23 protein-coding genes are annotated in these 22,205 nt (G+C 55.3%); 16 read left to right on the forward strand and 7 right to left on the reverse strand.

The features are described 5' to 3' along the window. Nucleotides 1–87 precede the first annotated feature (87 nt). Nucleotides 88–1,557, forward strand: a complete 1,470-nt coding sequence (locus L0666_RS01460) for a leucyl aminopeptidase (RefSeq protein WP_235257395.1) — start codon at nucleotides 88–90, stop codon at nucleotides 1,555–1,557. Between the two features lie 6 nt (nucleotides 1,558–1,563). Then, nucleotides 1,564–2,019, forward strand: coding sequence for a DNA polymerase III subunit chi (locus L0666_RS01465; protein WP_235257397.1), 456 nt, complete (start codon nucleotides 1,564–1,566; stop codon nucleotides 2,017–2,019). Here the strand turns inward: L0666_RS01465 and L0666_RS01470 are convergent. From L0666_RS01470 to L0666_RS01480, 3 genes are read right to left on the reverse strand one after another with little or no spacing between them, the layout of a single operon-like run. Next, on the reverse strand, nucleotides 2,016–2,579 hold the full coding sequence (locus tag L0666_RS01470) for a retropepsin-like aspartic protease family protein (RefSeq protein WP_235257399.1): 564 nt from the start codon (nucleotides 2,577–2,579) through the stop codon (nucleotides 2,016–2,018). The genes L0666_RS01465 and L0666_RS01470 overlap by 4 nt on opposite strands. A gap of 15 nt (nucleotides 2,580–2,594) precedes the next feature. Continuing rightward, the gene (locus L0666_RS01475; protein ID WP_235257401.1) at nucleotides 2,595–3,218 is read right to left on the reverse strand and encodes a MarC family protein; all 624 of its coding nucleotides are present in this window, start codon (nucleotides 3,216–3,218) and stop codon (nucleotides 2,595–2,597) included. A 43-nt stretch (nucleotides 3,219–3,261) separates the two neighbouring features. Then, nucleotides 3,262–5,124: an ABC-F family ATP-binding cassette domain-containing protein gene (locus L0666_RS01480; protein WP_235257403.1), complete on the reverse strand. Its 1,863-nt coding sequence runs from the start codon at nucleotides 5,122–5,124 to the stop codon at nucleotides 3,262–3,264. A gap of 163 nt (nucleotides 5,125–5,287) precedes the next feature. On the opposite strand from L0666_RS01480, the gene L0666_RS01485 reads away from it, so the two are divergent. Then, on the forward strand, nucleotides 5,288–5,722 hold the full coding sequence (locus tag L0666_RS01485) for an acyl-CoA thioesterase (protein ID WP_472850247.1): 435 nt from the start codon (nucleotides 5,288–5,290) through the stop codon (nucleotides 5,720–5,722). A gap of 38 nt (nucleotides 5,723–5,760) precedes the next feature. Here the strand turns inward: L0666_RS01485 and L0666_RS01490 are convergent, their stop codons facing one another. Beyond that, complete coding sequence (locus L0666_RS01490) at nucleotides 5,761–6,477, reverse strand: DUF4886 domain-containing protein (RefSeq protein ID WP_235257405.1); 717 nt, start codon at nucleotides 6,475–6,477, stop codon at nucleotides 5,761–5,763. Between the two features lie 185 nt (nucleotides 6,478–6,662). On the opposite strand from L0666_RS01490, the gene ndk reads away from it, so the two are divergent. The 3 genes from ndk (at nucleotide 6,663) to L0666_RS01505 (ending at nucleotide 8,714) form a co-directional block, all read left to right on the forward strand. Then, nucleotides 6,663–7,085 carry a nucleoside-diphosphate kinase gene (ndk, locus tag L0666_RS01495; protein ID WP_073141126.1) on the forward strand — a complete coding sequence of 141 codons (423 nt, stop codon included), beginning with the start codon at nucleotides 6,663–6,665 and terminating at the stop codon, nucleotides 7,083–7,085. Nucleotides 7,086–7,257: 172 nt separating this feature from the next. Further along, entirely contained in the window at nucleotides 7,258–7,836 is a 579-nt protein-coding gene (locus L0666_RS01500; RefSeq protein ID WP_235257407.1) for a hypothetical protein, read from the forward strand. A gap of 68 nt (nucleotides 7,837–7,904) precedes the next feature. Continuing rightward, the gene (locus tag L0666_RS01505) at nucleotides 7,905–8,714 is read left to right on the forward strand and encodes a DMT family transporter (protein ID WP_235257409.1); all 810 of its coding nucleotides are present in this window, start codon (nucleotides 7,905–7,907) and stop codon (nucleotides 8,712–8,714) included. Between the two features lie 8 nt (nucleotides 8,715–8,722). On the opposite strand, the gene L0666_RS01510 is transcribed toward L0666_RS01505, so the two are convergent. From L0666_RS01510 to L0666_RS01520, 3 genes are read right to left on the reverse strand one after another with little or no spacing between them, the layout of a single operon-like run. Then, on the reverse strand, nucleotides 8,723–9,880 hold the full coding sequence (locus L0666_RS01510) for a cation:proton antiporter (protein ID WP_235257411.1): 1,158 nt from the start codon (nucleotides 9,878–9,880) through the stop codon (nucleotides 8,723–8,725). A 31-nt stretch (nucleotides 9,881–9,911) separates the two neighbouring features. Next, nucleotides 9,912–10,397 carry a transglycosylase SLT domain-containing protein gene (locus L0666_RS01515; RefSeq protein WP_235257413.1) on the reverse strand — a complete coding sequence of 162 codons (486 nt, stop codon included), beginning with the start codon at nucleotides 10,395–10,397 and terminating at the stop codon, nucleotides 9,912–9,914. A gap of 59 nt (nucleotides 10,398–10,456) precedes the next feature. Next, nucleotides 10,457–10,783, reverse strand: a complete 327-nt coding sequence (locus L0666_RS01520) for a TfoX/Sxy family protein (RefSeq protein WP_235257415.1) — start codon at nucleotides 10,781–10,783, stop codon at nucleotides 10,457–10,459. A gap of 671 nt (nucleotides 10,784–11,454) precedes the next feature. Here L0666_RS01520 and L0666_RS01525 point away from each other — a divergent pair. The 10 genes from L0666_RS01525 to L0666_RS01570 all read left to right on the forward strand — a co-directional run bounded on the left by L0666_RS01525 (nucleotide 11,455) and on the right by L0666_RS01570 (nucleotide 21,870). Beyond that, nucleotides 11,455–12,576 carry an OmpA family protein gene (locus tag L0666_RS01525; RefSeq protein WP_235257417.1) on the forward strand — a complete coding sequence of 374 codons (1,122 nt, stop codon included), beginning with the start codon at nucleotides 11,455–11,457 and terminating at the stop codon, nucleotides 12,574–12,576. A gap of 186 nt (nucleotides 12,577–12,762) precedes the next feature. Continuing rightward, nucleotides 12,763–13,257: a hypothetical protein gene (locus L0666_RS01530; RefSeq protein WP_235257419.1), complete on the forward strand. Its 495-nt coding sequence runs from the start codon at nucleotides 12,763–12,765 to the stop codon at nucleotides 13,255–13,257. 9 nt (nucleotides 13,258–13,266) lie between these two features. Continuing rightward, entirely contained in the window at nucleotides 13,267–14,526 is a 1,260-nt protein-coding gene (locus L0666_RS01535) for an imelysin family protein (protein ID WP_235257421.1), read from the forward strand. Nucleotides 14,527–14,608: 82 nt separating this feature from the next. Then, nucleotides 14,609–16,144, forward strand: a complete 1,536-nt coding sequence (locus tag L0666_RS01540; protein WP_235257423.1) for a di-heme oxidoreductase family protein — start codon at nucleotides 14,609–14,611, stop codon at nucleotides 16,142–16,144. Further along, nucleotides 16,145–17,113: an imelysin family protein gene (locus L0666_RS01545; protein WP_235257425.1), complete on the forward strand. Its 969-nt coding sequence runs from the start codon at nucleotides 16,145–16,147 to the stop codon at nucleotides 17,111–17,113. After that, on the forward strand, nucleotides 17,113–18,180 hold the full coding sequence (locus L0666_RS01550; RefSeq protein WP_235257428.1) for a DUF1513 domain-containing protein: 1,068 nt from the start codon (nucleotides 17,113–17,115) through the stop codon (nucleotides 18,178–18,180). The genes L0666_RS01545 and L0666_RS01550 overlap by 1 nt, the downstream gene beginning before the upstream one ends. Nucleotides 18,181–18,283: 103 nt before the next feature. Next, nucleotides 18,284–19,078: an aspartate dehydrogenase gene (locus tag L0666_RS01555; RefSeq protein WP_235257430.1), complete on the forward strand. Its 795-nt coding sequence runs from the start codon at nucleotides 18,284–18,286 to the stop codon at nucleotides 19,076–19,078. Between the two features lie 183 nt (nucleotides 19,079–19,261). Continuing rightward, on the forward strand, nucleotides 19,262–20,269 hold the full coding sequence (locus L0666_RS01560; protein WP_235257432.1) for an ABC transporter substrate-binding protein: 1,008 nt from the start codon (nucleotides 19,262–19,264) through the stop codon (nucleotides 20,267–20,269). Nucleotides 20,270–20,320: 51 nt separating this feature from the next. After that, complete coding sequence (locus L0666_RS01565) at nucleotides 20,321–21,112, forward strand: ABC transporter ATP-binding protein (protein ID WP_235259536.1); 792 nt, start codon at nucleotides 20,321–20,323, stop codon at nucleotides 21,110–21,112. Next, nucleotides 21,112–21,870 carry an ABC transporter permease gene (locus tag L0666_RS01570; protein WP_235257434.1) on the forward strand — a complete coding sequence of 253 codons (759 nt, stop codon included), beginning with the start codon at nucleotides 21,112–21,114 and terminating at the stop codon, nucleotides 21,868–21,870. Before L0666_RS01565 ends, L0666_RS01570 begins: the two co-directional genes overlap by 1 nt. The last annotated feature ends 335 nt before the right edge of the window (nucleotides 21,871–22,205 follow it).

The following is a 22,205-nucleotide window of genomic DNA, read 5'->3' on the forward strand; positions in this document are numbered from 1 at the left end:
CCACGGACCCAAGTGCTGTCTGGTCATTGCCAAAGGGGCAGGCTAGCTATTGCCGAACAGGAAAACACACAGCCCAAAGGTGCCCCTATGACCGATCTTGCACAACCGACCATCACCGAGACAGACCTGACAACGCTTGCCGAACGTGAAGGCGCGATTGTGGTCTTTGCGACGCCAGATGGTGCACTGGATGCAGGCGCGCGCAAAATCAATTCTCTGACACGAAAAGGCGTGATGCGCACCGTAGACAATCCGCAGTTCGCTAAGGCCAAAGAGGGCGACGCGATTGTCATGAGCTATCCGTTCGGTGTTGCTGCCTCAAAGGTGATTGTCGTGAAACTGGCGCGCCGTCCGTCTGTTACGCAAGCCCGCAAGGCAGGGGCGTCAATTGCGAAGGTCCGTGGCGAAGCTGATGTGCTGATCTTGGGGGGGAACATCAAACGTATGGCCGACGTGGCGCTGGGCTGCGTTCTGCGCGGTTACACGTTTACGCCGCACAAGACCGGTGACAAAGACGCATTGGGTGCAATCGAAGTCATGGTAAATGAACCCGTTGAGGTGAAAGCCGCGGCTGATGTGCTCATGGCAGTTGCGGAAGGCGTTGTGTTTACCCGCGATCTAACGAATGAACCTGCAAACGTCCTCACAACCACGGAATTCGCCAATCGTCTGAAAGACATGGAAAGCCTTGGCCTGACTGTTGAAGTTCTGGAAGAAGGCGAACTTGAAAAGCTCGGCATGGGATCGTTGCTGAGTGTGGGACACGGGTCCGCGTCGCCATCCAAGGTTGTTGTCATGCAATGGAACGGCGGCGGTGATGAAGCACCGTTTGCTCTGGTCGGGAAAGGCGTTGTGTTCGACACAGGCGGCATTTCTTTGAAACCTGCCGCTGGCATGGAAGACATGACCATGGATATGGGCGGCGCTGGAGTTGTGTCTGGTGTCATGAAAACGCTGGCGCTCCGCAAAGCAAAAGCCAACGTCGTGGGCCTAGTCGGGCTTGTCGAAAACATGCCGTCTGATCGCGCGACGCGACCGGGCGATGTTGTGACGTCCATGAAAGGCGACACGATCGAAGTGATCAATACCGACGCCGAAGGGCGCTTGGTGCTCGCGGATGTGCTTTGGTATGCGCAAGAACGGTTCAAACCCACAGGCGTCATCAATCTGGCGACCCTAACAGGTGCCGTCATCATCGCGCTGGGCCATGAGAACGCTGGGGTGTTTTCCAACGATGACACGCTGAGCAAAGATTTCCTCAAGGCCGCAGACGCGGAAGATGAAGGTGCATGGCGCTTGCCACTTTCACCCGCTTATGACGCTAAGTTGAAAAGCCGGATTGCGGACATGAAGAACGTTGGTGGGCGTGACGCAGGCAGCATCACAGCGGCGCAGTTCATTCAGCGTTTCATCAAAGACGACATGCCATGGATGCACCTCGACATCGCGGGTGTGGCGTCTGTGAAAGCGGAAACAGCGCTAGCACCTGCGGGTGCGACGGGCTGGGGTGTGGCCGCGCTGAACCGTTTTATTGCAGACACTTACGAGGCGGAGTGAACCTAAATGGGTGCCGCGTATTTCTACCATCTGACCAGTGCATCGCTTGAGCAGACGCTTCCGATGCTTCTGAGCAAATCGCGCGACGCGGGATGGGCGGTAGAAGTGCGCGGCGTCGATAAACACGCCATGGAACGTCTGGATCAAGCGCTGTGGAACGGGCTACCAGAAGGGTTCTTGCCCCATGGTATGGCGGGCGGCGATCACGATGCAGATCAACCGATTTTACTGACCACGGGTGGCGGCGGCAACGCGGCGAGCTGTCTGATGTCCGTCCATGGCGCCGATGTCACCCCCGAAGAAGTAGAAGCTGCAGACAGGGTCTGCGTCTTATTTGACGGCTATGACGGTGAAGCGTTGGACAAGGCGCGCGGCCAATGGAAAGCGCTCACAGGAGCCGGGTGTTCGGCGCAATACTGGTCTCAGGACTCGGGTCGCTGGGAAAAGAAGGCCGAATCCTAGCGGTTCAAGATTAGCAGGTTCTGGCGGATTTCAATGCTTTCGAACCGGCTGAGATAGGACATCCCCAAAAGCGATTTGTCCATGTCGCCGGAATTGACCGATGCCCGAACACGCCGGTCACGGATGTCACCCAAGTCAACTGTATCAAGGCGAACAGGCGCAGTCGCGACCTCTCCGTTGGCGGTGTAGGCGATGCCGATATAAGACAATTCATCCGCATCAAGGCCAACACGCGCAGCGTCATCTTGTGTCAGCACCATTTGGCTGGCGCCTGTATCGACTAGAAAGTCTACAGGCACCGAATTGATCATCAGGGTCAGATGGAAATGGTTGTCGGGCCCCTTGGGCACCTCAATTCGATCCCCGATAAAGCTGGCTTGCGGTTGGACGAAACTGCTATGGATACTGGTCCAATTGTTAGCAATGCCAATACCGCCAAGGAATATCACGACCCAAAGCAGCGCATTGCGCAGTTGTGTTGATGAGCTGAACATTGAGGCCAGCAAGGGCAGGCCGACAATGATCAATAGGATCAGTGCGATGATTTGTTCGGTTTCCATGGTCCCAATATAGGGTCAGCCGCCCAAACCAAAAGAGGCAAGTCCGTCTAATACGAATTGAACAGATAACGCGGCCAACAACATCCCCAGAAGGCGCGTCACAACCGTGATGCCTGTCTTGCCAAGCAAACGTTCAATTGCGTTAGCGCCTAGGAACATCACAAAGGTCAATGCGAAGACGGCCAATAAAACGCCCATGACAGCGAAGTAACCTGCTGTGCCTTCGGTTTGTCCGACCAGAAGAATGATTGTGGCAATGGAACCCGGACCCGCGATAAGTGGGATCGCAAGCGGAAACACAGATGGATCATCTTCGTGTTGATCGTCTTCTTCAGCTTGATCTTCGCGACGTTTTTGGCGGCGTTCAAACAACATGTCGAGCGCTGTGATAAACAGCAAAATGCCGCCCGCGATCCGGAATGCAGGCATTGAGATCCCAATGAAATCAAGGATCCCTTCGCCAAAAAGCGAAAACACTAAAAGAATGCCAATCGCCACCAAAGACGCACGGATTGCGATCGAGCGGCGTTTTGCGGGGGACATCCCTACGGTTAGGGCCACGAACAGTGGCGCCAGCCCAATCGGGTCGATAACCACAAAGAGAGCGAAGAACGCGGTGATGAGGAAGTTGGGATCCATATTGGCGATCCTTTAGGGCTGTGCGGCGTAACGCAAGAGGGCGTTACACCTTTTCGGCTTTGTCGAGCTTTTCGAGCGCGACCATCCAAAGGCCTTCGGCCTTTTTCAATGCTGCACGAACCTCAGCGTATTTACCGTTCCAAGTATCAAGCTCACCTTTGCGGCCATCCTCGTACAGCACAGGATCAGCAAGTTTTTTGGACAGCTTTTCTGCCATGTCATTGATTTTGTTGACGCGCTCTTCGCATTTGCGCACGTCTGACTTTAAAGCCAACAGTTGATCGCGGGTGATCTTCGGCTTCACAGGCTTTGGCTTTGCGGCCTTTTCTTTGTCGGCTTTGCGCGTGTCCGGTGTCAGCAACATCTTGCGATAGGCCTGCAAATCATCGTCGTAGGTTTTTACACGCCCGTCTTTGACCAGCCACAGGCGATCCGCCACGAGGGAAAGCAGGTGCATGTCATGGGACACTAGGATTACGGCGCCAGTGTAGGCGGTAAGCGCCTCAACCAAGGCTTCGCGAGATTCGATATCAAGGTGGTTGGTCGGCTCATCGAGGATCAGCAGGTGCGGGGCGTCGAGTGTTGCGAGGAGCAACGACAGACGGGCCTTTTGACCACCGGATAGGCGGCCCACTTCGGTTTCGGCTTGGTCTGCGCCAAGGCCAAACCCAGCAAGGCGTGCGCGCAGTTTTGCGCCACCTTCTTTACCGCGTTCACGGAATAGGTGATCGAGAGGGGTCTCATCGACGTAAAGTTCGTCCACTTGGTGTTGGGCAAAGAACCCGATGCGCAATTTGTTGGAGGACGAGAATTTCCCGCCCATTTTTTCCAAGCGGCCAGAGAGCAGCTTGGATAGCGTTGATTTACCTTCACCGTTACGTCCAAGCAGGGCGATACGGTCATCTTGGTCGATGCGAAGGTCGAGTTTGTCGAGGATGACGGTGCCGTCATACCCGACAGAAACGCCCTCGGTGGCGATGATGGGGGGCGATAATTCTTCTGGCGTTGGGAATGTGAAAACCGTACGCGCCGCATCTTCGGGCGCGCGGATTGTTTCCATCTTTTCCAGTTGCTTAACGCGCGATTGCGCTTGTTTTGCTTTAGACGCCTTGGCCTTGAAGCGGTTTACAAAGGCTTCGAGGTGGGCGCGTTTGGCGTCCTGTTTTTTCGCAGCGGATGCCAAAAGCGCACGTTTTTCGGCGCGCTGTTTGACGAACATGTCGTAGTTGCCTGTGTAATAGATCAGGCCTTTGTCTTCGAGGTGAAGGATGCCACCAACGGAACGGTTCAACAGTTCGCGGTCGTGCGACACGATCAGCACGGTGTGCGGGTATTTGACGAGATACGCCTCAAGCCAAAGTGCGCCTTCAAGGTCGAGGTAGTTTGTAGGCTCATCAAGCAGCAGCAGATCAGGCTCAGAGAACAATACTGCGGCCAACGCCACACGCATGCGCCACCCACCAGAAAACGCGGAGCAAGGTTCAAGTTGTTCGGCGGCGGTAAAGCCAAGGCCCTTGAGGATCGCGCTTGCGCGGGCCTCGGCGGACCATGCATCGATATCTGTTAGGCGCGTCTGAATGTCGGCAATACGGGTCGGGTCCGTGGCGTTTTCAGATTCGGCCAACAGATTTACGCGTTCAACGTCAGCAGCAAGTACTGTGTTGATGAGCGAAACCTCGTTGCCGGGAACCTCTTGAGAGACCCCGCCGATCTTCCAGCCCTTGGGCAGAGAGATATCGCCGGTATCTAGCACCATCTCGCCACGGATAATCTTGAACAGGGTTGTTTTACCCGTCCCGTTGCGCCCCACTAGACCAACCTTGTGGCCTGCAGGGATGGTGACGGATGTATTTTCCAACAGCGTGCGGCCGGAAACCGAATAGGTAATATCTGAAATGCGTAACATAAGGGGGCAGTGCCATGGCGGGCGAGGGGCGTCAATCGCGTAGCAGCGTTGGGGGTGTCCTTTATCTGCCGTCGTTGCGTGCAACGGCGCGTAGCGCCTTGTATACAATAACCTAACATCGCCGAGCCGGCGGTTTCGATTTATGGCGGAAGGACAAATCACGATGAGCAAAGACGAAGCAGACATTCTAGCGCGTGCAAAAAGTCGTGGGTCCCATGGGCGCCAACAAGACGAAGGCGTTCTCGTCATCCGCACGATTGCCATGCCCGCGGATACCAATCCGGCAGGGGATATTTTCGGTGGTTGGTTGATGTCGCAGATGGATTTGGCGGCAGGGAACTTGGCCGGTCGTGTGTCGCAAGGGCGCGGTGCGACGGTCGCTGTCGAGGGGATGCAGTTTTTGCGGCCTGTGAAGGTGGGCGATGAGGTGACGCTTTATGCCACCTTGGTCAAGGTGGGCCGCACGTCCATGCGGATCCATGTAGATGTCTGGGCGCGATCGCGGTTTTCCAATGACGGGGCCAAGGTCACTGAAGCGGAGTTTGTATTTGTGGCATTGGATGAGAGCGGTAATCCGCGAGCCTTGCCCACGAATTGACGATCCAAGGGGCCAAACGGGTCAGTTACTGCAAAGGATTAGGGGCTGAGTGAAGCGGCTGCGGCCCTTAGGAATTGACGTTCCGCCTCAGAAACGGATTTCGGGGCCCAATCGGCGGTCATGACATCCACGTCATTGAGTGTCGCCGCGATGGCCAAGGCCGCTGCATAGGCGCCTTTGAGAGAGGAATGGTGCCCGTCTTCGGAGTAAAGACCTGTCAGCCCTTCATCAGCTGCCATTTGCCAAACCCGCCCGGCCGCCGCAACGGTGCCGCCGGATCGATCTGCGATGCGGGTATAGGTGTTTTCGATGGTTTGATTAGCGGCTGTTTGGTCGTGGGCAAGAGCGCCCGGCGCCCAATGGGCAAAATAGATCACCTCAACTCCGTTCCTTTGGGCCGCTAAGGCAAGGACGGAGGTCGCGTGCTCCATTTGTGCGACCCATTCAGGCCGAAACGACATCACGCTGGCGTCTTGCAGAACGACAACATCCCAAACGCCGTTTTGAATTCGCTCTAACGCCTCCGTTTGTTCCAAATGTTCGGCGAGTGTGATTCCGGGGTAGGCGACCATATTCACATGATAGTTGACCGCAGGCGTGCTTGAGCCTGCGATGTTTCTGACTTGGGTCGGAATATCGCCGCCAAAGGTAAAGGAATTGCCGATAAATAGAACGCGTTTGTCAGGCTCCGGTTTGAATCCAAACGCGAATGCCAAGGCGATCCCGATGATCGCGAATGCCAATAACCGAACCATGTTAGAAATACCTTTAGAATGTGTTTTCTAGTGTGGTGCCCGATTGAGGTTTTAATGCGACGCTGTTTGTTCGATTTTACGTTCATTACAGCGATAAAACGATGTCGATCACATGATGGGTTTTCAACGCAACCACCTCATGCTAGCAGGCGGCCAAATCATTCAACCCTTATGAGGTATCTCCCATGGCTATCCAGCGTACATTCTCCATCATCAAACCAGACGCAACAAAGCGTAACCTGACTGGTAAAATCGCAGCTAAGTTCGAAGAAGCTGGCCTGCGCATCGTCGCATCTAAGCGTATCCAGCTGACATTGGCTCAGGCGCAGCAGTTCTACGGTGTTCACTCCGAGCGTCCATTCTTTGGCGAACTTTGCGAATTCATGATTTCCGAGCCGATCGTTGTTCAGGTTCTGGAAGGCGAAGACGCAATCGCGAAAAACCGCGAAGTTATGGGCGCAACGAACCCAGCAGACGCAGCAGACGGCACAATCCGTAAAGAGTTCGCACTGTCCATCGGCGAAAACTCCGTACACGGTTCCGATGCTCCTGAGACAGCTGCAGAAGAAATCGCATTCTTCTTCTCCGGTCTTGAGCTGGTCGGCTAAGCAACACGGCTTTGAAATTGAGGCCCCGTCGGAGTGATCCGGCGGGGCCTTTTTGTTCGCTGGTCATCCCCGCGATGAGAATTTGGTGAACAGGTTGCAATGGCCTTTGAACATCGCATTGCTTTCCCACTAGAGTGTTTCATCAAGTGACAGCATCCTAGGAGAGTTTTCGTTGACGGATAGAATTGCCCAACTTCGTGACCAACTGCGCCACGCCCAAGAAGAACTCGAAGCGGAACTTGAACGCGGTCGCACGTCTTTGGATTACACTTTGCACAAAAGGCGCGTAGTTTTTGAGGCCAGCGTAAAGAAACAGCATGCCGCTCTGAAGCAACGGCTCGCACCGTATCTGGCAGAGGCCCGCCCGATGGTCGTTCTGACAGCACCAGTTATTTATTCGATGATAATCCCGTTCGTCATTCTGGATATCTTCTTGTCGATCTATCAGGCGATCTGTTTTCCGGTTTACCGGATTGAAAAGGCCCGCCGCAAAGATTTCATCACGTTTGACCGCAAACATCTGTCATACCTAAACGGACTCGAGAAATTTAACTGCATCTATTGCAGTTACGGTAACGGGCTGTTGGCCTATGCCAGCGAGATCGCGGGCAAAACAGAAAAGCACTGGTGCCCGATCAAGCACGCCAGACGTATGGCGGCGACACATGCCCATTATCCTGATTTTCTCGAATATGGCGATGCTGAGGGCTATCAGCGAACCAAGCAAGAGTTGCACGATTCTACCAAGTAATAACGCAAATTACGCCGAAACAACTGGCCGTACGATCCTTTTTGGAAGGCGAAAGAATGCAGATAGCCGTGTTTATTACTATCACCATGTGCGCCTTCGCGGCGAATTCTGTGCTGGCGCGGGCGGGTATTTACACGTTCGAAATGGAACCCCTGTTGTTTGCAGGGCTAAGGTTGGTCAGTGGCGCGGTCATGTTGGCGCTGTTGATGTCCATTCGTCAGAATTGGGTCCCAGTTGACCGGGCTCGGGTCATCTCGGCTGGGGCGCTACTTTTGTATCTGATCCCATTCTCCATTGCGTATCTGACTTTGCCGTCAGGCGTTGGGGCGTTGGTTTTGTTCGGGGTCGTTCAGATCACAATGTTTGCCGGCTCGTGTTTGGCGGGCAACCTGCCGACATCGCGCCAATGGGGCGGAATGGTATTGGCGATGGTCGGGTTGGGGTGGCTGCTTTGGCCTTCAGAACAGCTGACGCTTGATCCAATTGGCGTGTTGTTCATGATCTTGTCTGGTTTTGGTTGGGGCGTGTTTTCACTGCGCGGGCGTGGGTCCAAGGACCCGCTGGGGGACATGACGTTAAGCTTCATGCTTTGCGTCCCAGTGGCGCTAATCTTGATAGTCTTCGGGGGCGGGTGGTCATTTGGTGGTGTGGTCACGGCAGTGGTCAGTGGTGCGTTGATGTCGGGACTTGGTTATGCGCTTTGGTATCATGTGTTGCCGCAGATTTCCGCAACGACGGGTGCAGTGGCACAGCTTAGCGTTCCGGTAATTGCGCTGATAGCCGGGGCGGCGCTGTTGGGAGAAGGCGTCACGCTGAGTGTTATTGGCGCTACGGCCGTCGTTTTGTCCGGCATCGCGGTTGCTGTGCTCAAGCGTTAAAGCAGATCCTAGTCTGGCACCTTCGCCAAGGCCCTTTGTGTCAGCGGGGGGCCAATGATCTCAAAGAAGATGGTCGAGGCAACTGTGATGGCAAGAACGGCCTCACCGTGGTCTGGAAACCGTTCTGCGGCCACAATCGCCATGCCAACAGCCACACCAGCCTGGGGCATGAGAGCGGCCCCAATATGGCGAACCTGTTCAACGGGCAGGCCCGCGAGCTTGGCACCAAAAGCTCCCGCAACCAGACGTGCTGTAAATCGCAGGATCACAAAGGCCACCCCGATAAGACCTGCCTTGAGCAGTTGTGACACGTCGAGTGACGCGCCTGCCATCACGAAGAATAATAACAGAAAAGGCCATTCGATGCTTTGTATGGCGTGAAAGGCCCGTGTGTGGTGGGTTGCGAAATTTGCGATCACAGCACCGGTTGTCATGCCTGCGATCAGATAAGACACATCAAGCATCAACCCAATCCCCGCCACCAGAAAGACCAGTCCGAGCGCTTCGATCAGGGTTGGTTCGCCCGGTTTGATGCGGCCCGACAAATATGCGCCTGGGACGCCGATCAAAACGCCCAAAGCGACCGCGCCGCCAGTTTCCCACAGAGCGTCCAGTATCGCATGGCTGCCGTCGGTCGCTGTAATCAGCCCAGCGAGGGCCATCATAGCTGAGAACGCCAGCAAGCCCCACGCATCATCAATTGCGACAATCCCCGTCAGAAGCCGCGTAAAGGCGTTTCTGCGCCCGCTTTCTTTGACGACATCCATTGTCGCCGCAGGGTCCGTCGCTGTCGCAATACCACCAAGCAAAAGGGCCGTGACAATTGACGCACCGACAAGCCAAAGTCCCGCACTGACAAGGATCGCGGTGACGATGACAATAACGATCGAGACAATCACAATTGAACGTCCCTGAGCGGCCAACGTCGTCTTGTCCAAAGAGCCGCCCATCAAGAACGCCACCATCGTGAGCGCCGTGGGGGCTACGATTTCGTGGGCAGACCCGACGTCAAAGGGCAGAATATTCAACACGGGCGGGCCAAGCACGACACCGAGCAGGATTAACAACGTGACACGCGGCACATGAACAATGTGCCCAACCTTGTCGAGAGCAAGCCCCGCAAGGAACAAAATACCAATCGAAAGAAGGCCAATTTCAGGTGTCATAGAAAACACTTACGCCTGCAGGCGTAAGGCTTCAAGCTGGGCAGTCGCGGCGAACTTCTCGGTCGCGAAGACCCGTTTCAACCAACATACAACGATCGCGAGCTTCGTAATAGTAGCCCCGCGCATACCACATGACGGCGGTTTGTATGTCGCCGTTCGATAACAACCATGCTCCGCGCAGATAGCGGCCCGCATAAAGCAGGTTCGTTTCCGCATCGAGCAATCCGTTTGGTGGGCCCGAAAACCCCATCTGCCCAGCGGTTTCCGGTAAGATTTGCATAAGGCCGTAGTAGGGACCGTTGCGGGCCTCGGCGCGGTAGTCGCTTTCACGTTGGATGACGGCATGTAGCAACGCTTCGGGGATATCGTGGATCTCTGCGTATTTGATGACAAGTGCCCGCATTTGCGGCGTCTCGCCCGGGTTGAGGGCGATCTGGGGTGTTGGTTGTACCGGTTCAGTTCGGGGGGCACCGCAAGCGGCCAAAATGAGGATCAAGGTAAGTGCGATAGGTTTCATGGGACATCGGTAGCGCGGCCATCTTCGTTGATAAAGCTGTGTGGCGCAGGGCACGCGACTTACCGCCGATCAATTAGTCCTATTTCATCCATGAAGGTATCGAGTTCGGACTTCTCAACGTTGAAATGCGCCGCCTTTAGAGCGTCGAATGTTTTGCGAAGCGCCTTCTTTTCCTCGCCTTGGCAATCGTTCCACGGACGGCCTTGTAGGGCCATGTGCAACGCGTAATAGCCGATGAAATGGGGCCGGTTTCCGTTGCTTAGAAACTTTGCGTAGGCGGCATCAGCCCCCATCTCGTGCAGGGCCTCGGCTGTCATGATGCCAGCCGCGTTATAAAGGGCTTCGGACGCGGGTCCGATATTACGAATGGTTGAGATTGCGGCCATCTCTGCAGAATAAACTGAGCACAGAAAAAGACCAGAGGCGCGGTGCGCGAAGTCCAATACTTTCGTTGGTCTGCCACCGCAGGCCATTGAGATAGCGCACCCAAAGGCGGGGAAGACGCGGTCCGCCACGGATCTAAATGCTTGCGAAATCCTTGAATACGACAGGTTTTGGCGGGCCTGGACGTCTTCGCGTTCCGTTGGGGGACGGTCTTGGTGCCGCAGGGGGCGGTTTTGGTGTCTGGGTCGGCATTTGGCCGCTCCTTCGTCTGGCTCAATATTAAATGGGCAATTGAGTGCGCCTCTATCCTTTGAAAGCAAAAGCTCTGGCTGGGTTAATGAAAGCTTATTGAAACGTTTGCGGCACCGTTGAGACGCTTTTGCGGCGGTATTGAAACGTCACAACGACGGGTTGCACCAAATTTGCAACATTTTTAAGCACCATTTGTTGAGAAAAGGAGATAAACACACCTGTTTCTTGCAGATTTTGGGGCAAGCTGTGGTGTTTTCACAATATATCGTGTTATCCGTGCAGATATAGATATTGCGGGCTGCGATATCATTTTGGCCGTGGAGGACGGCCCTACGTCTTTTGGGGGAAAGACATGAATTTTTTCAAACATCTACCTTGGGTTGCGCCGACTGCGGCGATTTTAGTAGTGGGATCCGGTTTTATGGATCGAATCGAACTAGGGTTTAGTAATCAGGATGTCGATGTATACGGGGAGGCTGACGCCCCATTTGTGACAACAGAACAAGAAGACGATGCGATCGCCGCGCTGGCAGCAGTAACCGCGGCAACAACGCTATCGCCTGTAGAAGAGCTTGAGAACGTGTCCGATACGCTGGCCGCAATGCTGGTCGAAGCTGACACTGCAGACGACGTTCAAGCAACCCGTTCGCAAGGAATTGATCTAAGCGCCGTTCAAGAGGTTGAAATACAAGCGACGCCTGTTGCGGCGCCGACTACTCCTGTCACGACGGGGTTCTTCACGGCCGCCAAAGAGAACCTCGCCCAAGCGACGTCTTGCGCAAACGATCTGCGCAATCTGGCGTCCCAGTCCAGGGTGTATTTCCCTAGCGGGGCCCTGAGTGGTGAATCTGCTGGGCTTGCTCAGGCGCGCCTTATCGGGACGATTGCGCAGCGCTGTCCAGGTGTGACCATTCAGGTGGAAGGGCATTCTGATCCATCAGGTGACTCTGTCGTTAACCTACGTCTAAGCCAAGAACGGGCAGAGGCCGTGATTACCCGTGTCGCAGCGGCAGGGATCGATACATCCAAGATGGTTGCAATCGGCATGGGTGACGGGTTTCCGTCCGGTGTGACCGGTGCAGAAGATGCGGCCTATTATGACCGCCGCGTCGAATTTCGCATCATTGATACGCTCGAAACGGCTTTTGGTGCACAACCGGTGCCGAATGCGGGCATTGTGACGGCCCGAGTGACCGAATGCGTGACCAACCTGCAAAAAGCCGCACAGGACACGTCGATCATTTATGCACCTGGGTCCGCTATTGTGTCCACGGATGCGATGGGGGCTGCGTTTGTTCTGGCTGAAATGGCGATGGACTGCCCCGAGGCACGTTTGCGCGTGATCGGTCAGCATGCGGACGAGTATGGTGGTGTCGAGGATGCAGCAACGGCCCGCTTACGGGCGATTGCGCTGATTTCTTCGATGGACAGCGCTGGTTTTGAAACATCTGAGATCATCATGGTTGCGCCGTCAGGGCCGACACCTGTCGAAGGTCTTAGCAATGCGCGCGTCGATTTTGATGTGATCCTCGAAGAGCTATAGCCGACCAAACCTAGTTGGTCTGTAAAAACGCCCGGCCAATTGGTCGGGCGTTTTCCTGTCTTTGGGTAGGGGCGTGGGGCAGGGTGAAAGAAAAACCTTTGCCTTTATAATGGGTTGTCAAGATTTAGTAGTTGAGTATTTTTATCGGGATTGACGGTTCTGACTAAATTTGTCAGGTATTGCCGCATGAAGCATGAACCTGTTCCACGCGGCGGCGCACCTGTTGGCTATCTTGGCGAACTCAACACGATTGAGGCCAGTGCCATCATTTATTGGCGGCTCTGGGCAAGCGGTGCGGACGGGCAGCGTCGAGTGCAGTCTGACTTTAACACTGCCTTGGGCGAACGCGGCGGGTTTGAAGCCGTTGAGGCCCTCGCGCAAATGTTCGACCTTTGCGCCCGTCATGGTCGTCGCCCGTTTATGCGACACCATTTGGACTGCAAATGTATCGGTGCAGATGAAAGCTGTCTGGCAAACTTCATAGGATATGCTTCGGAGTGCCAAAGCGAAGATGCGGCTTTGCTCGCGTCGTTGATGGTTAATCCGAACTTATGCATGCCGTTGGCAGCAATGGCGCAGACGCTGGGCCTTGCGCTGCGTCGGATCGCGCTTTCGCCGCTGTCTGTGGCGGCAATTCAAGACCTACAAACAACAAATGAAACTCAAAAAACGATCCACTAAGGGACTGACATGAAAAACTTTCTACTGACAACGACACTCTGCGTAACTGCGCCAGCTGTCTTCGCCCAAGCCCACGCGTCGGACGTGCTGACGACCTATTCCAACATCGCAGAGGCAGGTTATAAGGACAGCCTAACAACTGCGCAGACCTTGCAAGCGGCTGTTGATGCTCTCATCGCGGCCCCATCCGAGGCGAACCTGACTGCAGCCAAGGCCGCATGGCTTGCGGCGCGCGTGCCGTACCAACAGACCGAGGTCTTCCGGTTCGGCAACGCGATCGTGGACGACTGGGAAGGCAAAGTGAACGCATGGCCACTGGATGAGGGGCTGATTGATTACGTTGATGCGTCTTACGGTGGCCCAACAGATGGCAATGAATATGCCGTGCTTAACGTCATCGCGAACCCGACGTTCAAATTGTCTGGCGAAGACATCGACGCCACCGAAATCACATCTGATTTCCTCGAAGGTCAATTGCATGAGGCCGACGGCGTTGAAGCAAACGTTGCCACTGGCTACCACGCGATTGAATTCCTTTTGTGGGGGCAAGACTTGAATGGTCACAGCGCTGGTGCGGGCAACCGTCCTTGGACAGATTACGCGGCGGGCGAAGATTGCACCAACGGCAACTGTGATCGCCGTGCGGATTACCTCAAGGCTGCTACTGAGCTTCTGGTGAGCGATCTTGATTGGATGGCTGGTCAGTGGAGCGAAGGTGGTGATGCGCGTGCAGCCGTTTTGGCCGACGATAACACGGGTATATCCATCATCCTGACCGGAATGGGATCGCTGTCTTACGGTGAAGTTGCTGGGGAACGTATGCGTCTTGGCGTCATGCTGAACGACCCAGAAGAAGAGCATTCCTGTTTTGCCGACAACACGCACAATGATCACTACTATGATGGTCTGGGCGTTCAGAACGTTTATCTGGGCAGCTACACGCGCATCGACGGGGCCGTCGTGTCTGGTGCATCCTTGGCCGATCTCGTTGCGGAACAGGACGTCGCATTGGACGGCGAAATGCAAACGAAACTGTCAGCGACTATGCGCGAACTGGGCGACATCAAACACGCCGCGGAAGCAGGCTTTTCCTATGACATGATGCTCGAGGCGGGCAATGCGTCCGGTGAGGATTTGATCATGGGCGGCGTGAATGCCTTCATCGACCAAACTCGTACAATCGAACGTGTCGTGGCTGCAATTGGTCTTGATGTGATTGGCATTGAAGGCTCAGATAGTCTTGATGATCCGGACGCCGTATTCCAGTAATTGTCTGATTAGATTACAGAACGGACATGCGCGGCATCTAGGTGTCGCGCATGTCCTATTTTAACTTGGATGCTCGCTTAAAATGAAACCTCGTTCTCTTTATCTTGCTTTTATGGCGGTTCTGGCAGCACCATTTGCTTTGGCCGAAGCTGACCGATACGCGTCGATCTCGCAAGATTTTCACCTCAATGTTGTAGCACGCACACCGGCAGAACTAACGCGCATCGAGAATGTCTTGGCGCTGCCTGAAGATTTCAGCGTTCCGCAACGATTTGAGGATTTGTCAGCCGGTGCTGCAACCGTACGTGTGGTGCCCGATTCCAATGCGTTCAGCCAGCCGTCGGAAAACTTGTCGTTTGATGGTGAATTGTCATTTCGGGTGGGCAACGGGCTGTTCCGCAAAATCTGGGTTTCATCGCCGTCCTCAACGCTTGCTTCCGATGGTTTAGGGCCATTGTTCAATGCGCGGTCTTGCCAACGGTGCCACATCAAAGACGGGCGAGGGCACGTGCCCGAGGGCGACGACGACAACGCGATTTCAATGTTCTTGCGGATTTCGATCCCCGATGATGCGGCTGCCATTGCAGGCATCGAAGGGTATCACGGGACTGCGCCTGACCCGAATTACGGCGGCCAGCTGCAAGACTTTTCCTTGGCAGGAATCGCGGTGGAAAACAGGCTTGCGATTTCCTATGAAGAGATCGAAGTCTTTTTGGAGGGCGGAGAAAAAGCAAGCCTCAGGTCGCCGACCTATGAGGCTGCCGATCTTGGATACGGCCCGCTGCACCCAGACGCAATGCTGTCCCCGCGCATCGCGCCACAAATGATTGGCCTTGGTCTTCTTGAGGCGATTGGCGCCGCTGATATCTTGTCGTGGGCTGATCCGGATGACGTGGATGGGAATGGTATTTCGGGGCGACCAAATGTTGTTTGGTCACTTGAATATGACCGACCAATGCTGGGCCGTTTCGGGCTGAAAGCCGGGGAACCGACCGTCTTGTCACAATCGGCAGGTGCATTTGCTGGGGACATCGGGATTTCCACGCCCTTGCATCCCTCTGCCGCTGGCGATTGCACACCGGCCCAAACAGCCTGCCAGAATGCACCACATGGCGACGCCGATGTGCGTGGCTTTGAGGTTGATCAAGAGGGCCTGGATCTTGTGACGTTCTATAGCCGCAACCTTGGCGTGCCTGCGCGGCGCGACGTGGATGATCCGCTGGTTTTGCGTGGCAAAGAAGTGTTTTATTCGACAGGGTGTATCGACTGCCACCGACCGTCTTATGTGACCCAGCGCCTGACAGATCGCCCGGCCCAAAGCTTTCAGTTGATCTGGCCGTATACGGACATGTTGCTGCACGACATGGGCAAAGGTTTGGCCGATAACCGCCCCGAAGCCGTCGCCAATGGGCAGGAATGGCGCACGCCGCCACTCTGGGGGATTGGGTTGACCGAACAGGTTTCGGGGCATACGCAATTTCTGCATGACGGTCGCGCGCGCTCATTGTTAGAAGCGGTGTTGTGGCATGGTGGTGAAGCCCAAGCCGCGCGGGATCGCGTGATTGAGATGCCACCCGAAGATCGCGCTGCTTTGATTACATTTTTGGAAAGCCTGTAGATGAAAATCGCATACCCTGTCTTGCTTGCAACAACTTTGTTGACGCCTCTCGCCGTTGCAGCTGATCCGCGCGTCGAGGCCGTTCTGGATCAACATATTCTGCCAAGGTATCACGCCCTGACCGATGCGACTGCGGCACTCGCAAACGCTGACGGCTGCGATGTCGTTGCTGAGTGGGAAGCTGCGACAGAGGCATGGATCGCCGTGTCTCATCTGCGGTTTGGCCCGTCTGAGGTCGACAACCGCGCGTTTTCCCTTGCGTTCTGGCCTGATCCGCGCGGATCGACCCCGACCGCGTTGATGACCCTATTGTCAGATGACGCTCCCGCAATTGCGGATGCGTCCGTGGCGGGGCGCGGGTTTTATGCGCTGGAGTATCTGCTGTTTGATGATGCGTTCAGCGACGTCGATGGGCGATGTGACTTAATCGCGGGTTTGGCACAGGACGCCCATGCAACCGCCTATGCAATCGAAGCCGACTGGGTTGATCACTACGCCGATCTGCTGCGCACCACCGGCAATGACACCTACCGCAATGATACCGAAGCGTTGCAGCAGCTCTATGGTGCGATCACGGGGGGGCTGGATTTTGCGGTTACAAAACGGCTTGGCGTTCCCATGGGCACGTTCGAGCGTCCTCGGCCGCGTTTGGCCGAAATGCGGCGTTCAGGCAGGTCGTTGGACAATGTCGCGGTGGTTCTTGAAAGCCTTGAAGAAATGGCGCACCTGCTGTCTGGGGGCGATCCAGACGATGCCATCGCTCTAAAGTTCTATGCGGCACTTACGGCGTGGGACAGTGTTGCTGAGCTCGAAGGCGGCGCTGATTTTAGCATCGTCGCGGACCCGTTGGGCCGCTTTAAGGTCGAAGTCCTACAAAACCGGATCTCGGAGATCCGAACTTACCTGAGCGAAGACCTCGGCCCGAAGATCGGCGTCATTGAGGGTTTCAATGCGGATGATGGCGACTGATGGCAACGCGGCGCGGTTTTCTTGCTGGGTTGATTGCGACGGGTCTAACGCCCGTTCCAACGTGGGCGGATGCGGGTAATCCGTCTTTCCTGTCTGCAGCCCGTACACCTGAGGGTGATTTCGTTCTAGCCGGCTTGGATGACATTGGCGCGATCCGGTTCTCCATTCCGTTGCCGACTCGTGGCCATGCCGCTGCGGCCCATCCACACCGCCCAGAAGCCGTGGCATTTGCCCGAAGACCTGGGGTTTTTGCCGTGGTGCTTGATTGTCAAACCGGCGAGGTTCTTGCTAGGTTGGATAGCCCCGAAGGGCGCCATTTCTATGGTCATGGCACGTTTGATCCGTCTGGTGACCTCTTGTTCACGACGGAAAACGATTATGAAGTAGGGCAAGGGCGTATTGGCATTTGGGATGCGCGCCGTGGCTACGTCAGGATAGGCGAGATCGCGTCACATGGTGTGGGCCCGCACGACCTGCGTTTGATGCCTGATGGATCATTGGTTGTTGCCAATGGTGGCATTGATACCCATCCGGCGTCTGGTCGCGAAAAGCTGAACATCCCAACGATGCAACCGAACTTGTGCTATTTGGATTTGGACGGGCATTGCTATGAACACGTCACGCCATTCCACCACCATGCCAGCGTGCGACACCTGAGCATACGAGCCGATGGGATGGTTGGCGTTGCCATGCAATGGCAGGGCGAAGTACGCACATCGCCACCGCTTGTTGCGACCCATATGCGCGGTGAAGCGATGCGTGAATTGGGGGCAGGGCTGGACCTTGCGGGTTACGTGGGAAGTATCGATTTTTCGGGCGATGGAACGCGGCTTGCGGTGACATCACCACGCGCAGGCGTTGCGGCTGTCTTTGATACCACCAATGGTGATCTGGTCCTTGCGATGGAAAACGATGACGTCTGCGGTATCGCTGCATCCAAAGGGGGCATGATGCTGACCAACGGGGGGGGGCGCGTGTTTGAGGCCCACCAAGATACGACTGAATTGGCCGTCCATGACCTGTCATGGGACAATCACCTGATCGCGATTCCGCAGGGACTGTCCTAAGCACCAATGCTTTGGGTTTGGTTCCCATTTCGACGCTTTCACATTAATGTCCGTCCATCACGATGACCTTGGCTTAATTGCCTTCTTCAAGACAGGACCACTCATGCGATCAGTTGCTTTGATAGGCTACGGTGCGATGGCACATTACGTTGCCATGCACCTTGAACAAAGCCCTTGGCAGGTTAGCCACTGCGTTATCCGACAGGGTCGTGAAAGCGCCGCACGGGACGCGGTTGGAGATGGGATTGCGTTTGTTCGCCACGCTGACGAAATAGACAAACTGCCTGACCTGGCTGTCGATTGCGCGGGTCATCTTGGATTGCAAGCACATGGTGCCGCGTTCTTGCGGAAAGGTGTTCCCGTGATCAGCGCGTCGCTTGGCGCTTTGGCCGATGATGATACCTACGTCGAACTGGAACAGGCCGCACAGGAAGGTGGCACAACACTGCAATTGGCCACTGGTGCAATCGGTGCTTTGGACGCCTTATCGGCCGCCAAGATCGGCGGGCTTGAGGCCGTTCAGTACACCGGCATTAAACCACCCGCGAGCTGGCGAGGAACGCCCGCTGAAACCGCTGGACACCTTGATGCGTTGGGTGAACCCTTGATCCATTTCGAAGGCAATGCACGCGATGCCGCGCTGCGTTATCCTAAAAACGCAAACGTTGCGGCTGCTGTGGCTTTGGCTGGGGTGGGGTTTGAGCAGACCCGCGTGCGTTTGATCGCTGATCCAAGCGCTGACGGTAACAGGCACGAAATCAGTGCTAAGGGCGCGTTTGGGGCCTTTGAATTCACCATCAATGGTGCCAGCCTTCCGGATACGCCGCGAACATCCGCACTTGCGGCGATGAGCGTGGTGGATCGCATCCTGCGTCAAAGTGCATACATCGTCATCTAGGGCTGGGTGTCATCGGCTGAGTTGACGGGCAGCACAAGAAATAAGCACATCTGAGTATTTTGATTAATTATTGGCGCAGTGCTGGATTTTTGCGCAGTGCGTAGGGCGCATGGTCTGGGAACCCGCCAACGTATTTGGCCTTCTTTGGTGCGAAGCTCTTACGCTCAAACCTGAGGACATCTAATGAAATTCGAAAAAACACTGCTTGCTGCTTTTGCCGCAGTTCTAACCACCCCTGCACTGGCCGAAACTGAGATCCCATTTGCGCTGGACTGGAAATTCGAGGGGCCGTCTGCACCTTACTTCCATGCCTTGGATGCTGGTTACTTCGCCGATGCTGACCTGACAGTGACCATCAGCGAAGGGGCCGGTTCGCTGGACGCCATTCCAAAAGTTGCGACAGGCGCGTTCCCGATGGGTTTTGCGGACATCAACTCCTTGATGCGTTTCCTTGATCAGAACCCAGGCGCGCCAGTGACTGCTGTGATGATGGTCTATGACAAGCCGCCTTTTGCAGTTGTTGGGCGTCCATCATTGGGCGTGACCGAGCCATCTGACCTCGAAGGCAAAATCCTTGGCGCTCCACCCCCGGATGGCGCATGGGCACAGTTCCCAATCTTTGCGGCTGAAACCGGAATTGATGTTGACGCGATCACCGTTGAGCCTGTTGGTTTTCCAACGCGTGAGCCGATGCTTGCCGAAGGTAATGTCGCTGCGATCACGGGCTTTTCGTTCTCCTCAACATTGAACCTAAAGCGTTTGGGCATTGAGGACGACGACATCTCCGTGATGTTGATGGCGGATTACGGTGTGGACCTTTATGGAAACGCGATCATCGTCAACACAGAGTTTGCAGAGGCTAATCCAGAAGCTGTCACAGCGTTCCTTGGCGCAGTTGCCATGGGTTGGACAGATGCGATTGCCACCCCAGATGCGGCGATTGCGGCGCTGATGGAACGCAATCCTGCGGCCGACGCTGCACTCGAAACCGAGCGTTTGCAGATGGCAATCGATGCCAATGTTCTAACAGATTACGTCATTGAAAACGGCATGGGTGGTATCGACGCGGACCGCATGGCCAACGCGATCGAGCAGACCAAATCGGTATATGAGTTCGAAAACGCGCCTGACGCCGCTCTCTATTTCGATCCGAGCTATCTGCCAACTGATGGCAGCTTGATGCTGCAATAAAAACTTGCGGGGTCGCCGTAGTGGCGGCCCCCACACCCCGAAGGCAATCCCATCGAAAATCTCATTGAAATTAAAGGTGCGCGGCACGCGTATCAGACGGCAAGCGGGCCTTTGCCTGTGCTTGACGGTCTGGATGTTGCGGTTCCCGCTGGCACTTTCGCAGCTGTCGTCGGCCCCTCTGGTTGCGGCAAGTCTACACTTACCAAATTGGTCGCAGGCCTAATGAAACCCGACGAGGGCGAAGTTTGGTTGCACGGCGAACGCGTCACGGGCCCCCGCAAAACTGTGGGAATGGCCTTTCAAAATCCGGTGCTGCTGGAATGGCGTACCATTCTGGACAACGTGATCCTGCCGCTCGAAATCGTCGCGCCCAAGATGCCGACCAAAGACCGTACCGCCCGCGCGATGGACCTGCTTGAGATGGTCGGGCTGTCGGGCTTTGAAAATAAACGTCCCTCTGAACTGTCAGGTGGCATGCGCCAACGGGCGTCCTTATGCCGTTCGATCGTGCATAAGCCCGATGTGCTGATCCTTGATGAACCGTTTGGGGCGCTTGACGCATTTACCCGCGAAGATTTGTGGCAGACCATGCGCGACCTGCGTGCGGCTGAACCGTTCACCGTTGTCCTGATCACCCATGATCTGCGCGAGAGTGTTTTCCTTGGCGACCAAGTCATAGTTTTGTCTGGCCGTCCTGCACGCACGCAATTTGTGATGGACGTCGACCTTCCGGCGGATCGCACGCTGGACGTTTTGTTCACGCCAAAAGCCGCTGACATGCTGCATACCTTGCGTGACCAGATCAAGATTGCCCAAGGGCGCACCGAAGAGGGGAGCGCCTGATGCTTTACAAAGTCGCGACACCTGTTTTGGCGATCCTTACGTTCCTCGGGTTGTGGGAACTGCTTGTCTGGGCCAACGATTGGCCCAACTACAAAATGGCATCGCCGTCCGACCTTCCACCTGCGTTCTGGAAATACAAAGAACTGTTCTTAGTCATGGGGTGGCAAACGCTCTGGCGGACTGTTGTAGGGCTGCTTTTGGCCGTCGTCGTTGGCACGCTGATTGGTATGATTATTGGTTTTTCCAAGCTTGCACGCGATGCCCTTTATCCATTGCTTGTGGGCTTCAACGCCATCCCAAAGGCGACACTGGTGCCTGTCATCTCGCTCATCTTTATTGGTCAGCACGATTTCAACACCATTCTTATGGCGTTCATGATTTCATTCTTTCCGATTGCTGTGTCGGTGGGTATTGGCCTTTCCACGCTTGAACCTGAATACCGCGACATTTTGCGTGCGCTTGGAGCCTCTCGGTTTACGATCTTTCGCAAGATTGCTCTTCCCAAAACGCTGCCCGAATTCTTCGGCGCACTTAAGGTGTCTGCAACGTTGGCCTTTATCGGCACCAACCTTGTTGAGATCGTAAGCCCGCACGGGCGCGGTTTGGGCGCGTTGTTCAAGTCAGGTGAGACAAACGGGGATTACCCATTGATGTTTGCGGTTCTGATCGCCTTGGCTGTGCTTGGCATCATGCTGTATTACGCTGTGATCTTCCTTGAGAAAACCTTTGCAGGCTGGGCCGATCGCGAAGGCACCTAAATAAAAAGGCGTCAAGCCAGCGACGTTCTGCGACGAAAAATACGAGGGCCATGGCCAAACGATTTTCTGCGTTCCGGAGGAGCGTGGGTGTAGCCCACGAGCTTGAGATTGGGACTAGTCGCCCGCCTGATGAGCTGTGGGGCTTGGCTGTCTCTTGTGAAGATAGCCCGCAACAAAACAGACATTGTTGGCTGGGTGAATAGAGGGGAAACGGCCGTCACAAGGGCGTCTCTTCGAGAAGAACGCTACAGTCCAAATGAAATTAGTGAGGCACGCTACTGTGCAATCTGTTGAGTGGCCAAATCACTATAGGACGCTGAAGAACATCGGATCAG

The sequence above is a fragment of the Octadecabacter algicola genome, from assembly GCF_021532625.1.
GTDB lineage: Bacteria > Pseudomonadota > Alphaproteobacteria > Rhodobacterales > Rhodobacteraceae > Octadecabacter > Octadecabacter algicola.